Below are 12,655 nucleotides of genomic sequence, written 5' to 3' on the forward strand. Positions count from 1 at the left end.
TAAGTTATTACTATCCCTCCGTTACCTGTAAAAGCCTTTGAAACCGTAGTCGCAAAGGCTTGATAGTTTAGTTAATATATGTGTTTGCTTTATCTTGATTCTTGACTCTAACTTCTTGACTCTCTTCACTTCAGCTTCAATTCATTGATAGCAACATCGGGCACCAAAGCCTTAACCACTTTTTCAACAGTGATATCTTTGGCCAGCTTAAACGAGGCTTTTTCTTCTATCTGCCTTGATGATGAGCCAATTCTGACCTCATATTTACCGGCGTCGGCTATCCAGGCTTCGCGGCTGGTATAAAAAGATGCCAGGTCGGCTGCTTTGATAGTAAAGCTTAATGTTTGCGATTCGCCGGCTGCAAGCAGGCGGGTTTTGGCAAATGCCTTTAACTCCTGCTCTGGTTTATCAAGATCTTTTTTAGGCGCGCCCAGGTATAATTGCACTACTTCCTTGCCTGCAATATCTCCTGTATTTTTAACTGTTACTGTAGCGGTAATGCTGCGCATAAAGTTAGGAGCGCTTAGCTTTAAGTCGCTAAATTTAAATTTAGTATATGACAGGCCGTAACCAAATTCATAGGCTGGTTTTATCCCGGCAGCATCATAATAACGGTAGCCAACATAAATTCCTTCTTCGTAGGTAACGGTTTCTGGCTTAACTGCCGGTGTACCCGGGAAATTACCGGCTGATGGTACATCCTTATATTCCATTGGGAAAGTGGTAGCCAATTTGCCCGATGGGTTAACCATACCGCTCAACACATCGGCAATAGCATTACCTGCCTCAAGCCCTGGCTGCCAGGCCAATAAAACACCATCAACCCCATCGCGCCAGCTGGCAACATCAATAACGCCGCCAATATTTAACACAACAACAACCTTTTTGCCTTTTGCATGGAAAGCATCGGCCACTCCCCTGATCAGGCCTTTTTCGGCATCATTTAAGTAGTAATCGCCTTCCAGTTTCCTATCGGCCCCTTCGCCTGCATTTCTGCCAATGGTGATGAGTGCTTCATCGGCACCTGCAGCTTCGTCGGCCACAATGCCATTTACATCCATTTCGGGAATTGGGGCAGGGTGATCAAAGAAGTTTTTAGGTTTTGGCTGTTTCAGCTTCATATCGGCCAGGTAAGCAGCGTAGCTGCCTGATAGCTTTTCCTGTACTTTAAACCCGGCGTTTGTTAAACCCTGCATCAGCGAAATGGTATAGGCCTTGTTAACATCGCCGCTACCTGTGCCGCCTGCTATAATATCATAACTGGTGTTGCCAAATACAGCTATCCTTTTTGCCGGATAAAATGGTAAAGCGTGGTCATCATTCTTAAGCAAAACCATACCCTGGGCAGCTGCTTCGCGTGCCACTTTAGCATGGGCCACCAGGTCAGGGGCATCTGAATATTTGTATTTGGTGAATGACGGAGATTTAATAATCACATTTAAAATCCGCTCTACGTTGGCGTTTAGTTGTTTGATAGTTAACGAGCCGTTTTTTACTGCGGCCACAATAGCTTCTGATTTATCAGGGCTGCCCGGCATTATCAAATCATTACCGGCTTTCATTTGCGCTACGGCATCTTTACCTCCAAACCAATCGGTCATTACAAAACCTTTCAGCCCCCATTCGTCTTTTAAAACGGTTGTTAACAGATCACGCCGTTCTGAAGTGAAGGTTCCATTTAATTTATTGTAGGATGACATTACTGTCCACGGTTGTGATTTTTTCACCGCAATGCCGAAACCTTTAAGATAAATTTCGCGCATGGCCCTTTCGCTTACAATGGTGTTTATAGAATTACGGTTGGTTTCCTGGTTGTTGGCCGCGTAATGTTTAATAGATGTACCTACGCCGTTAGATTGGATACCATTTACAATTGCAGCGGTCATGTTGCCTGCCACCAGCGGATCTTCAGAATAATATTCAAAATTACGGCCACCCAGCGGGTTACGGTGAATGTTCATGCCGGGTGCTAATAAAATATCTACACCATATTCGCGCACCTCGTTACCAAAGGCAACGCCTACTTTGTTTACCAGCTGGGTATCCCAGGTACTGGCCAATAAGGTTGCCACCGGGAAAGCTGTTGCATAATAAGTTTTTGATTTATCACCATTCCTAATAGGCTCGATACGTAAGCCGGCGGGGCCGTCAGAAACAGTTATGGATGGAATTCCCAAACGCGGAATGGCATGGGTACGGCCTGCAGCTCCCGGAACTTTTTCGGGAATATTATAAGCGTCAGGATCTGACGGAGGCAGTTTAAACCCGCCAATATCTATGGCTTCAGGCTTTTTGCCCTTTACTGGCGGCGGCACTCCGGGCATTTTAAAGCCCATACCTACTACCAGTTTTGATTTTTCTTCCAACGTCATTGCAGCTACTATCTGCTTTACATTGTTTGCCCGCAATTGCAGCGGTTGTTTTTTGGTTTGAGCCTGTACCGACGAGTTTAAACTCCCGGCCGCCCACATAATTACAATAGCAACACCAGATCTGTAGCTTATTTTCATGATTAAGGGTTAAAAAAGAAAGTGCGTAATAATTGGTTATAACTTGTTTATTAACAGCAACAAATACTATTGTGTCAATATAACACAATAGTATATATTATCTTTGGTAATAGCAAGGGCTGGCAAATTATTTTTGAAGCTTTGATTTTTTATATAAGAGGGAGAAAGTGTGAGGGTTGGTTTATTGAGAGATTTCGCCGTTAGCGCGTAAAAAAACAACTTGATTTTTGTCACCCAATAAACTCTCACGGGCATTACTGTCACAAAATTTAAGCTACTTACCGAACTTAACGTGGAACCAAATAGTTCCAGGTTTCAACTGAATTTAGACAGACTGATGCTTTTGTAACGAAAAACTCATTGGGATGAGTGCGAGCTGTCTTGATTAAAATATTAATCTTTTTTTACGATATCTTAACGGCGGCGCTGCTTAATAATTAAATGCAATTATTAATTCGCCACCGGTTTTTTAACAGGGCTTTTAACCGAATCCTTACCCGTCTTCAGCGGCACGGCAGGTTTAGCTACCGCTGGAATTTTAACCGAATCCTTACCTGCTTTAATACCTTTTACCCTGGAGGTATCCGTCTTTAGTAAGCTATCCTTCCCGGTTGTCAATTGCTTTTTTAAGCTATCTGCAGGTGCGCTTTTGGTTGGCACCGCTCCTTTTACATTAGCCGGCTTGCCTTTTGTATTTGCCTTGCTTCCGGCCGCTTTCGCTGCTGTTTTACGGCGAGATGGAATGATTGATTCTTTAGATATAGGCCTGTCCTTCGGTTTCCAGATAAAACCTTTAAGTATCTTATCATCATCAACCACCTTTTTCAGTGGCAGGTACTTATTCTCGGGTTTGATAAGCAGGCGAATATTGGTAAGCTTGCTGTTTTTAAATGAAATCACCATCCGGCTGCTTAATGATCGCTCAATCCCCTCCACCACGTTGGTGGCGCTATCCCGTTTAAAGTAAATGCTTTCGGCATTGCCCACGGTATATAGCCTGTCCAACTTATCATTTTTGAAGAAACCGCGCATTTTTTTGCCGCCCATCTGGTTAAAATGTAACGAATCGTCTTTCTCCAGGTTTACCACAAATGCCGAAGGGAACAGTTCCATATTATCCATCTTCTTGTTCCGCATCTGCACGTAAATGGTATCGCCCGATAGTTGCGAACCTTGCGTCCAAAACATAGGCTGTACATAACAACGGATGGTTGAATCTGCATTGCTGTAAAAAATCGAATCGGCCTTGCCCTGTAAATCCGATTTAAACAATTTGGCGTGGTGGTGGGCAATAACCATCCTCACACGGGCGGTATCCTTCAAATTAATTTCGCGCTGGGCAAATACGGGGTCTCTCTTCAATTCCTCCCTGTGTACGCTGTCCTGCTTTGCTTTGCGGATAGCCGATAGCTTGTCTTTTTTTATCTGTGCCGAATCGACCTTTATTTTAGGATGACCGAAAAAATCACTATGGCGATAGGTAGTATCGCGCGGGATTGATAACCGGCGGGCAACCAGTTTCTTATCATTTTTTTTATTTTCAATGATTTGTTTACGGGCAGCAGCCGATGTATCCCGAATGTAGGAATAAGCCAGGCGTTGTTTTTCCTGGTATAGCTTCAGGTCTTTATAGGTAAATATTTTTGTTTCCAGCGTATCGGCAGTCATGAAAACCGAATCTACCTTCACCTTACCAGCTTTTGCGGTGTCCTTAGGCAACGGTAAGCCCTTTACGGCTTTACTGCCGGGTTTAATGGCAGCGGCTACCTGCGCCAGGTTGCTCAGCTGTTTTTTGGCATCGCCCGGGTTTATATTTTTGACCTGTGCCGAGGCCTTCTTTATCGCAGAATCTATTTTAACCGAATCTTTTTTTGTGAGGTTAGGCTTTATTTGCGATGCCGTGTTTACCAGGTTGCCAATGTTTTTTATCTGGTCTGGCGTAACTGTTTTATTGGGGATCGCCATTTTACGTACGGCGGAATCTAACCGGGCCGAATCTTTTTTTGAAACCAGGCCATTGGGTTTAATGCTGCCTGCCAGGTTTTCCATGTTGGTTATCTTCATGGTGTTTGGCGGGGCCTTCATCACCTTGCCTTTGTTTTTGGCAACAGGCGCCGGCGGCGGTACCGAATCTGTTTTGGTGGTATCCTTTTGTTCGGTAACCAAAACCATGTAGGCATTTTGGGTAACGATGGTACGTTCATCGGCCTTAAAATAGGTAGCCAAATCGCCCTTCATGGTTATTTTTTGTTCCCTATCGGTAAAGGTGATGTTTTTAACCGCGCGGCCATAGCCTTTTAGCTTATCATAAAACAAACTATCGCCCTTTAATGATTTGGTACCCTGTTTATAATGATTTTTTTTACCGAAAAAAGCCTGTTCGGTAACGGTATTATACAAGCCGTTTTCGGTGTACAAAGTATCTTTATCTTTTTTACCGTAAATATTGGTTGGCCCGTAAAAAAAAGCTGTACGGGTGCCCGTATTATATTTCATGGTATCGGTTTTAATAACGGCATCAACCGTAGTTAAAACCACATCATACCTGAAGTACGAATCGCGCGAGAGCGCAAAGTAATACCCGTTTTTACTGGTAAGTACGTTATCCTTATTAATCAGTTTGCCGCCGTTGGTATACGTGCCAATACGCGTAGCGGTATTGTAGGTTAAATAGTTGGTAGTAAGGGTGGCGTCCTTATCAACCATTTTAACATTGTTGGTTAGGATGGCCGTTTTGGTGTTGCCATTATAATTTAACTTGTCTGAGAAAATATTGAGCGTATCGCCCTGGTTTATATTAACATTACTAAAGGCATCAAAGGCATTATCCTGCGGATAAAAATAGGCGCTATCTGATTTTAAGATAGAGTAATCCTGCTTAAAAACCCCTTTATAAACCTTAATAACATCGCGGCCATTTATTTTTGTGCCTGTGCTGCTTTCTGATTGTATCAGGTTTACAATTGATTTTTTTTGGCCCATAACGGTAGCCGCCATCATCAATAACAAAAAGCTTAAAACGTATTTTCTCACTGGGGCAAAATTAGTTTTTTGTTGGGGTTATTAAATTAATAATTTTGATGAATGCTACCAGTTGCCCGGTTTGTTAATTTTATTGAACAAAATGCCCTGTTTGCGCCCGGCACTAAGGTTTTGGCTGCTGTAAGCGGTGGCACCGATTCTGTTTTAATGAGCCACCTGTTAAAGGCCGCCGGCATAAATTTCGGCATAGCCCATTGTAATTTCCAGTTACGTGGCGATGAAGCCCTGCGCGACCAGGAGTTTTGCAATAACCTGGCACTAAAATTAAGGGTACCATTTCATACCATCAATTTTGATACCACGGCCTATGCAGCCGCAAACAAAATATCTATCCAGATGGCAGCCCGCGATTTGCGCTACCGATGGTTTGATACCTTAAGCCGGCAACATGGTTACCAGTCCATTGCGTTGGCACATCACCAAAACGATACTATCGAAACTATATTGTTAAACCTTACCCGCGGCACCGGCATTGCCGGGTTGCATGGCATACTGCCCAAAAACGGCATGCTGGCACGCCCGCTGTTGTTTTTAACCCGCGATGAAATAAATAAAACAATAAGGGACGATAAACTTGATTTTGTTGAAGACAGCTCAAACGCATCGGCAAAATATGCCCGTAACAAAATCAGGATCGAGGTGATACCCCGGTTAAAAGAACTTAACCCATCGCTCGAAAAAACGTTTGAAAATAACCTGAAACATTTTCGCGACCTGGAATTGCTATTGGAAAACCAGGTTGCCGGGTTAAAAGAAACGATGCTGCAACAGGGCACCGATGAAACATTTTTGCTGGTTGCCGACGTTAAAAAATTAAACCCCGCCCGTTTGCTGCTGTTTAAGTTATTACAGCAATACGGATTTAACGAAACAACCGTTGATGATGTGCTGTCGGTTTTGGATAAGCACTCAGGCCGGGTATTTGAATCAACTGGATATTTACTGGTGCTTGACCGCGACAGGCTGATTATCAAACAAAAAAAAGCAGGCGGGCCGGAGGAGGTAATTATCGACATAAACGATCATGAAGCCCATTTTGGCGTGTACAAGCTGAATTTGCTGCATGACGATAGCCCGCTGATTGTAAAGAATAACAAAATGGCTACCTCGGTTGATGCTGCTTTGCTGGTGTATCCGCTTATTATACGTAACTGGCACGAGGGCGATTATTTTTTTCCGATGGGGATGAAAGGCCGTAAAAAACTGAGCGATTATTTCATTAACCAGAAATTATCGCTGCATCAAAAGCAGGAAGTGCCCCTGTTGGTGAATGGCAATGGCGACATTATTTGGGTGGGTGGATACCGCTTAGATGAAAGGTATAAAGTAAACAATAACACTAAAAAAGTTACTATCTTCGAATTGTACAAACTATCATGAACGAGAAAACTGTATTTGTAGAAAAGCAATACCTGGGCAGGGAGTTTATCCCCATTACTATTCGCCTTGTGCTGGCCATGTTTTGCTTTGCCGCATACTTTTTTACCGACGAAAGCGAGCATAACGGCAACCTGCTGGTGCTGGTTGGCTTTGCCATCATTATCATCTCCATCATCATGGGGTTTTTACTCCATTACAGCACAACCGTCGAAAATAAAAGCATCAGGCTGGCCGGGTTGTGGACTGCCCGCGTGGTAAAAATTGACCTTAACAGCATTGTAAAGGCCGAAAAGGGCTTATACAGCCGCTACCTGTTTAATAACCCGGTATACAACCTGCACACCAAAGGCACCATTCGCTTTTACGCCGCCGGCAACGATGCAGTGCATTTAACCGATAGGGATGGCATGGTATACATCATAGGATCGCAGCATGTAAATGAATTTTTGCGGGCGATAAGGGAAGAGATGAAAAAGTAGGCACACGAACAGGAACGAATTTATTCGAATTGCACGAATTTTTTAAGGCGGGATCCAGGATTGCTTAGCGTTCTATGCTAATGTTTGATAAGGCTTGTTATAAACATCGCGTTCAAATCTATCAGTAAATGGCAAATAATAAGTATTTTAATGTTGCGGTATTTGTAATAATGATAGCTAAAAACCAAACCTATAAATAAAGGCACCAATATATTTATTAAAGTACCATAACCCCAATGACCCGCGGCAAATATTACCGACGATATAATTACCGGCCAATGCCCGCTTTTAAAAAACAGCTTTAGCCGGGGTATCATATAGCCCCTGAATATCAATTCTTCTAAAACGCCTGCGGTAATAATACCCAACAACTTTACCGGGGCGCTCATGTTTCGCATTAATGTAATAGCCGGGCTGAATTTTAAAAGGTCGAGCCGTTTTAGCGTGAGGCCTATAATGGCCGATCCAAATACGATGATTAGTAAGATTACAATTACAGATAAAATGTAATAGCCAACCGAGTAGCGTTCATCGTCCCACAACAGGAGGCGCTGCCGCTCGGCTTTGCTGACATATACTAAGATAATTACAAAACATAGCCAAAAAAATAAGCGGGATATAACAAACCGGGTATCTAACGGCAAACCAGGGCCGGCTAAAATTGAAAAAACTTTTGACCCTACCGAGAAGCACAGAAATAAAACAGCACTTAATATAAGACCATAAATTATGGTAACACGCGGGTTTTTCGTGGCGAACTGTGTCATCGGGGCGTTAGGCTTGTTTTACCAATTATACTAAAAATAATTGATAACTGGGGGCAGGCAAGGGTTTAAGATCAGGGCAAACGCATCTAAATTGGGTTAACATAACTTAACATATTTCAGGTTTGTAATTTGTAGTTATCTGATAATTAATGATTTGTATTTTTTCATGGTTAACATCAATCGATGTACGGCTACCCCTCGGTCCCCATAACCTCCACCAATTGCTCAATAAACAATATGGCGGCTTTTTTGCGGTAAACGCCTTTTTGCCACAGGATATATGATTGCCTTTTTATGCCTTTGGCGATGATGGGTACTGCGGCCACTTTATGCCAGCCTATTAAGGCTTTTTCGTTAAGCACGGTTGCCCAGTGGCCGTCCTGTATCAGCGATAGCAGTGAGTGCACATCGTTCAGCTCAATCCTGATATTAGGTACTATCTTGCTTTTATAAAACAGGGCGTTAATAAAGTCGCGCGAGCTAAAGCCTTTGCCGGGCAATATCAGTTCCTGCCGGGCCAGTTCTTCCAGGCTTATTTGTTCCAGTTTGGCCAGCGGGTTGTTTTTGGCAACCACCATCACAATACTGCTGCTAAAAAGCACCTGCATCTCCAGGTCTTCATCGTCGGATTGATTGTGGAAGGCCAGGATCATATCCAGCTCGGCCAGGCGCAGCTTTTTTTCCAGTTCTTCGGGGCTGCCGTAGGTTATAAATATTTTAATACCGGGATATTTATTGGAAAATGGGGCCAGGGCGGGCAGCAGCAACGATGTAAAGGCGTACGACACGCCCAGGTTAAGTTCGCCGGTGGCGGCATTATTGAGTTCGGTAATGGCCTGTTTCCCTTTTTGCACCTCGTTTAATATTTTACTGGCGTGGGTTAAAAATATATGGCCGGCTTCGGTAATTCGCACATGGCGGCCAATCCTGTCAAACAGCAGCATACCCAACTCATCTTCTAATTGCTTTATTTGTTGCGATAGCGTGCTTTGGGTAATAAATACAGCGGCGGCGGCTTCGGTGAAGTTCATCGTTTCGGCCGCTTTAACAAAATACTGCAATTGCCTTATTTCCATAATCAATCGTTTTTATCTATCAAATCTATTAAAACAATCTATTTTACAAATATATCATTAAGGCCGATATTTGCATCAGAAACAATTTCAATAGTCTTACATTAAGATCTCACCTGAACTTGCTTTGTTTTATGATTGAATAAATGAACATTTTCCGCTCCTTAAAATACCGTAATTTCAAGCTGTTTTTTTACGGCCAATCTGTATCCCTCATTGGTACCTGGATGCAAAAAACAGCTGTTAGCTGGCTGGTTTACCGGCTCACCGGGTCGGCATTATTGCTTGGGATAGTTAGTTTTGTAAGCCTTATCCCTTCATTAATATTGGCACCTTATGCCGGCAGCATTGTAGATAGGCATAACCGCTATCGCATATTGGTTATTACGCAGGTGGTATCCATGCTGCAGGCGGGCGCGCTGGCGTTTTTAATATTGTTTAAGTTTTATAATATCCCGGCCATCATTGGCCTAAGCCTGGTGCAGGGTATTATTAATGCCTTTGATGTAACCTGCCGCCAGTCTATCATGGTTGAGATGGTTGACAATAAGGCTGACCTGCCCAACGCCATCGCCCTAAACTCCACCATGACCAATTTTGCCCGTATAGCAGGGCCGGCAGTAGCAGGCATCATTTTAAGCACCTTTGGCGAAGATGTTTGTTTCTTCGGCAACTTTTTAAGTTATATACCGGTGCTGGCCTGTTTGTTTATGATGAAGCTGAACACCGCCGTAATTGGCAAACCACAAAAAGGCATCTGGCAGGAGTTGCAGGATGGTTTCAAATACGTATCCGGCGACCGTGACCTAAGCAGCCTGATATTGATGCTTACCGTAAGCAGCCTGTTTGTGATACCCTTTAATACCCTGATGCCTATTTTTGCCAAAGATATTTTTAACGGCGATGCTAAAACGTTTAGCTGGTTTGAGAGCGCCGCGGGCATTGGGTCGGTTATCAGCGCTGTTTACCTGGCCAATTTAAAAACAGATAAAACCCTGGTCAGGATAATTATAGTAGCCGGCCTTATTTTTGGCGCAAGCGTGCTGATGGTAGCCTATGCCGGCAAATTGCCCTTTGCGCTAATATTTATGAGCTTTACGGGGTTGGGGATGATGGCACAAACATCGGCCATTAACACTTACATCCAAACACATGCTATACCAGCCATGCGTGCCAGGGCTATCAGCTACTATGTAATGGCATACCAGGGCATGATACCCGTGGGCAGCCTGATGGTGGGCTGGCTGGCCAATGAACTTGGCCCAAGGCAAGCCGTTTTCATTGAAGGTGCAATTGGCCTGTTGGCAACCGGAGTTTTTGTTTTGTATAAAAGAAGACAGGGGATTGAAGGGAATATTGGCGGAAAGGCTATGCTGGCGAAGTAAAAGCCTTAACCGTAGATTGCCTTTCTACCAATAACTGCAACAGGTTACCTGGATCAATTTTTAGAATTACGCAGTTGATGGAAATGGGTGTTCCATATCGGCTCTGGCTCATTCTCATCAACTTTTGCTTCCACCGGCTTTGCTTGCTTATTACTTCTTCGGCATTGTTTATGAAAACTTGTATCAATTTAGCGTGCTCAATTTCAATTAGCCTAACACTGGTTACACTTTCCCACGGGATGAATTGCGGCTTGCCGAAACCTGAAGCATTGAGTATGCCATGATCGTCGATTATTAACCCCGGGTATTTATCAATCAGCTTTTTAATGCCCATTATTATGCCCAATCCAAAAAATAGCAAACCCATTATTGAAACTGTCTTCAAAACGAAAGGGGGCCAATCTGTTTGATTTTCAGCAATAGAATAAATCCATATTGATCCCAATACAAAGGCAAGTGACCCTAAAATAACAAATAGCGATTTAGTTTTGCTTATAGGGATTTCTATGTGAAGATTGGGCTCTTTCATCTTTTAAGTATAAGCCCTCTCCAACCAGGAAAGGGCTTTTCTTATTTTACATCTTCAATCCAATTTCCCTCAATCGCTCGTCCAGGTATTCGCCGGCGGTGATATCGGTATATAGTTTAGGATGATCTGCATCAATACACGATTCCAGGCTGGTTAAATCCATACCCGATTTTGGGTGCAGGAAAAAGGGTACCGAAAACCGGGAATACTTCATCAGTTCGCGCGGCGGGTTTACTACCCTATGCGTGGTCGATTTCAATTTGTTATTGGTTAGGCGCTGCAGCATATCGCCTACGTTTACCACCAAATCCTCGCCATGTGCTTTAACCGGGAACCAGGTGCCTTCGCGGGTAAGCAGTTCAAGGCCATCGGCACTGGCGCCTATCAAAAGTGTAATCAGGTTAATATCCTCGTGTGCCCCCGCGCGTACCGCGTCGTCGGGAACAGAATCGGGATCAGTAATCGGGAAATAATGCAGTGTACGCAATATCGAGTTGCCGTTATGCACCTTATCGTCAAAATAATTTTCGGGCAGGTTTAAATACACCGCAATAGCCTGCAGCAGGTGCTTGCCGGCATCTTCCAGCTTTTTATATACCTCCAGGGTGGTAACATTAAATGAGGGTATCTCATCAACAGCTACGTTGTCCGGGTAAATATCTTTAATGGGGTCGCCGTCTGTTACGGTTTGGCCTATCTGCCAAAACTCCTTTAAATCGGGAGTTTTAAAGCCTTTAGCGGTTTCTTTACCTTTGCCGGTATAGCCACGCTGACCTGCCAGGCCGGGTATCTCATATTTTTGTTTTACATCATCGGGTAGTGCAAAAAGGGCCTTAACCTGCGCATAAAGCTCATCTATCAATTGCTTGCTTAAGCCATGGTTGGTGATGGTAACAAAGCCCGTTTGGTTAAAGGCCGCACCAATACTGTCCGAAAACCGTTTGCGGTCGGCAGCCGTGCCGTTTATATAATCGTTAAGATCAAGTCGTGGAATGTTTACTGTGCTCATAGCTGTAGCGTAATGGTAATAAAAGGTAAAACTATTTAATTTTTAAGAGAGCATTTGCAAAGTGTTGATAAAAAGTTGCTTGCCCGCTGACAGGGTAGGCATAGTCGTAAAATTTTGCGAAATTTTGAAGGGGAATGACGTATATCGCATGGTGGCGAAGACTCACCCGGCGAGGCTACGCCCGCCACCCTCTCTTCGGCTTCGCCGGAAAGAGGGGCTTGAAAATTTATTATTGGTTTTTTTATAAGATTTTGATATTCAGCGTTCAAGCCCCTCTTTCCACCGCAGGTGAAGAGAGGGTGGCCCAGCGCAGCGTTGGCCGGGTGAGTCTTAGCCTGCGTTCAACCTATTATTTGTGTAACCCCAAAACACGTAGTATTAAACAATGTAAACTGCTTAAAACAATTTTTGATTTAAACGTTTTATATTCTGCATTGTCATACATATGTGCATCAATTATAAATTGACTATCAAAACCTGA

9 protein-coding genes are annotated in these 12,655 nt (G+C 43.6%); 3 read left to right on the forward strand and 6 right to left on the reverse strand.

The features are described 5' to 3' along the window. Positions 1–125: 125 nt before the first annotated feature. The gene (locus AC1DV1_RS02315) at positions 126–2,510 is read right to left on the reverse strand and encodes a beta-glucosidase (protein WP_477354654.1); all 2,385 of its coding nucleotides are present in this window, start codon (positions 2,508–2,510) and stop codon (positions 126–128) included. A 450-nt stretch (positions 2,511–2,960) separates the two neighbouring features. Continuing rightward, positions 2,961–5,543, reverse strand: coding sequence for an OstA-like protein (locus AC1DV1_RS02320; protein ID WP_477354657.1), 2,583 nt, complete (start codon positions 5,541–5,543; stop codon positions 2,961–2,963). Between the two features lie 51 nt (positions 5,544–5,594). Between AC1DV1_RS02320 and tilS the strand changes: the two genes are divergently transcribed. Together tilS and AC1DV1_RS02330 are read left to right on the forward strand one after the other, a co-directional pair. Next, complete coding sequence (tilS, locus tag AC1DV1_RS02325; RefSeq protein WP_477354660.1) at positions 5,595–6,932, forward strand: tRNA lysidine(34) synthetase TilS; 1,338 nt, start codon at positions 5,595–5,597, stop codon at positions 6,930–6,932. Then, complete coding sequence (locus AC1DV1_RS02330) at positions 6,929–7,411, forward strand: hypothetical protein (protein WP_477354663.1); 483 nt, start codon at positions 6,929–6,931, stop codon at positions 7,409–7,411. Before tilS ends, AC1DV1_RS02330 begins: the two co-directional genes overlap by 4 nt. A 77-nt stretch (positions 7,412–7,488) precedes the next feature. Here AC1DV1_RS02330 and AC1DV1_RS02335 read toward each other — a convergent pair whose 3' ends face one another. Both AC1DV1_RS02335 and AC1DV1_RS02340 read right to left on the reverse strand, forming a co-directional pair. Next, positions 7,489–8,178, reverse strand: coding sequence for a CPBP family intramembrane glutamic endopeptidase (locus AC1DV1_RS02335; protein WP_477354666.1), 690 nt, complete (start codon positions 8,176–8,178; stop codon positions 7,489–7,491). Between the two features lie 191 nt (positions 8,179–8,369). Further along, positions 8,370–9,254, reverse strand: coding sequence for a LysR substrate-binding domain-containing protein (locus tag AC1DV1_RS02340; protein WP_477354669.1), 885 nt, complete (start codon positions 9,252–9,254; stop codon positions 8,370–8,372). Positions 9,255–9,397: 143 nt separating this feature from the next. Here AC1DV1_RS02340 and AC1DV1_RS02345 point away from each other — a divergent pair, with 143 nt between their 5' ends. Continuing rightward, on the forward strand, positions 9,398–10,636 hold the full coding sequence (locus tag AC1DV1_RS02345) for an MFS transporter (RefSeq protein ID WP_477354672.1): 1,239 nt from the start codon (positions 9,398–9,400) through the stop codon (positions 10,634–10,636). On the opposite strand, the gene AC1DV1_RS02350 is transcribed toward AC1DV1_RS02345, so the two are convergent. Next, positions 10,620–11,165 (reverse strand): STM3941 family protein, encoded by a 546-nt coding sequence (locus tag AC1DV1_RS02350; protein WP_477354675.1) that lies wholly within the window; start codon positions 11,163–11,165, stop codon positions 10,620–10,622. The two genes, AC1DV1_RS02345 and AC1DV1_RS02350, sit on opposite strands and share 17 nt — an antisense overlap. A 46-nt stretch (positions 11,166–11,211) precedes the next feature. Beyond that, positions 11,212–12,174 (reverse strand): isopenicillin N synthase family dioxygenase, encoded by a 963-nt coding sequence (locus tag AC1DV1_RS02355; RefSeq protein WP_477354678.1) that lies wholly within the window; start codon positions 12,172–12,174, stop codon positions 11,212–11,214. Between the last annotated feature and the right edge of the window lie 481 nt (positions 12,175–12,655).

This window comes from Mucilaginibacter sp. P4_D1, assembly GCF_056401935.1.

Coding starts and splice junctions, on each gene's coding strand:
- AC1DV1_RS02330 (WP_477354663.1), top strand. CDS start 6,929: ATGAACGAGAAAACTGTATTTGTAGAAAAGCAATACCTGGGCAGGGAG.
- tilS (WP_477354660.1), top strand. CDS start 5,595: ATGCTACCAGTTGCCCGGTTTGTTAATTTTATTGAACAAAATGCCCTG.
- AC1DV1_RS02335 (WP_477354666.1), bottom strand. CDS start 8,178: ATGACACAGTTCGCCACGAAAAACCCGCGTGTTACCATAATTTATGGT.
- AC1DV1_RS02350 (WP_477354675.1), bottom strand. CDS start 11,165: ATGAAAGAGCCCAATCTTCACATAGAAATCCCTATAAGCAAAACTAAA.
- AC1DV1_RS02315 (WP_477354654.1), bottom strand. CDS start 2,510: ATGAAAATAAGCTACAGATCTGGTGTTGCTATTGTAATTATGTGGGCG.
- AC1DV1_RS02355 (WP_477354678.1), bottom strand. CDS start 12,174: ATGAGCACAGTAAACATTCCACGACTTGATCTTAACGATTATATAAAC.
- AC1DV1_RS02345 (WP_477354672.1), top strand. CDS start 9,398: ATGAACATTTTCCGCTCCTTAAAATACCGTAATTTCAAGCTGTTTTTT.
- AC1DV1_RS02340 (WP_477354669.1), bottom strand. CDS start 9,254: ATGGAAATAAGGCAATTGCAGTATTTTGTTAAAGCGGCCGAAACGATG.